The sequence below is a fragment of the Sphingobium sp. IP1 genome, from assembly GCF_002708645.1.
GTDB classification, from domain to species: Bacteria; Pseudomonadota; Alphaproteobacteria; order Sphingomonadales; family Sphingomonadaceae; genus Sphingobium; species Sphingobium yanoikuyae.
The window spans coordinates 1-1,321 of the sequence record NZ_NOIW01000252.1; the positions used below are offsets into that span (position 1 = coordinate 1).

At 60.3% G+C, this 1,321-nt stretch carries 1 protein-coding gene and 1 other annotated feature; the gene reads right to left on the minus strand.

Features of this window, described 5'->3' with window-relative positions:
* Positions 1-39: 39 nt before the first annotated feature.
* Positions 40-1,268, minus strand: a protein-coding gene (locus tag CG471_RS29805) for an IS3 family transposase (RefSeq protein WP_099234663.1) whose coding sequence is annotated in 2 segments (ribosomal slippage) — positions 40-980 and positions 980-1,268 — 1,230 coding nt in all. Because the reading frame shifts where the segments join, the coding sequence is not laid out codon by codon here.
* Positions 871-987 (minus strand) — a sequence feature (AL1L pseudoknot). It overlaps the preceding gene by 117 nt.
* Positions 1,269-1,321: the final 53 nt, after the last annotated feature.

The following is a 1,321-nucleotide window of genomic DNA, read 5'->3' on the forward strand; positions in this document are numbered from 1 at the left end:
TGAACCGCCCCGGGTTTGCCGGAGGCTATTTGGTTTAAGTTACGCAGCCATGGGGACGTCGTCCAGCATGGCGTAGTACAGTTCCTCAGCTTCAGCCGGCGGGATATTGCCGATGGGTTCGAGCAGGCGCCGTTTGTTAAACCAGTCCACCCATTCCAGCGTGGCATATTCCACGGCTTCAAAGGACCGCCATGGCCCTCGCCGATGTATCACCTCGGCCTTATAAAGGCCGTTGATCGTCTCAGCCAAAGCATTGTCATAGCTGTCGCCGACGCTGCCAACCGATGGCTCGATCCCGGCTTCGGCAAGCCGCTCCGAGTATCGGATCGACACATATTGCGATCCGCGGTCGCTGTGATGGATGAGACCACCCCGATGGGCAGGGCGTCGTTCGTGGATAGCCTGCTCCAGTGCATCCAGCACGAAGCTGGCATGGGCAGTCCTGCTAACGCGCCAGCCCACGATATAGCGGGCGTAGACGTCGATCACGAAGGCAACATAGACAAAGCCCGCCCACGTCGCGACATAGGTGAAGTCCGACACCCAGAGCATGTTGGGCGCCGGAGCATGGAACTGTCGGTTGACGTGATCGAGCGGGCAAGGCGCAGCCTTGTTGCTGATCGTGGTTCGTACAGGCTTGCCACGGATTACCCCCTGCAAACCCAGATCGCGCATCAGCCGCTCGATGGTGCATCGGGCCACAGCAAAGCCCTCGCGGTTCATCTGCCGCCAGACCTTCCGCACACCGTAAACGCCGAAATTCTCGGCAAAGACGCGCATGACTTCTGGCTTCAGATCCTGATCGCGCCGGGCACGATCTGACAGCCGCCCCAAATCCCGCCGCTGCGCGACACGCTCATGGTAGGTGGATGGGGCAATCGGCAGAACCCTGCAAATCGGCTCGACCCCATATTCCGCCCGATGCTCGTCTATGAAAGCCGTCATCGTTTGAACGGGCGGTCGAGCTCCGCCTGGGCAAAATATGCGCTCGCCTTACGCAGTATCTCGTTGGCCTGGCGCAACTCGCGGTTCTCGCGTTCCAGCGCCTTCAGGCGGTCAGCCATCTCGGTGGGCACGCCAGCACGCTTGCCACTGTCCACCTCGGCCTTCTTTACCCACTCATTCAATGTATGCGCCGAGCACCCGATCTTCTCGGCGATGGAAATCATTGCTGCCCAGCGGGAAGGATGTTCAGCCTCGTGATCCAGCACCATGCGCACCGCCCGTGCGCGAACCTCAGGTGCAAACTTGTTCGTCGCTTTGCTCATATCGGCTCCACTTACTCAGAAGTTGGAGCCTCCGGCAAACCCGGCGCGGTTCA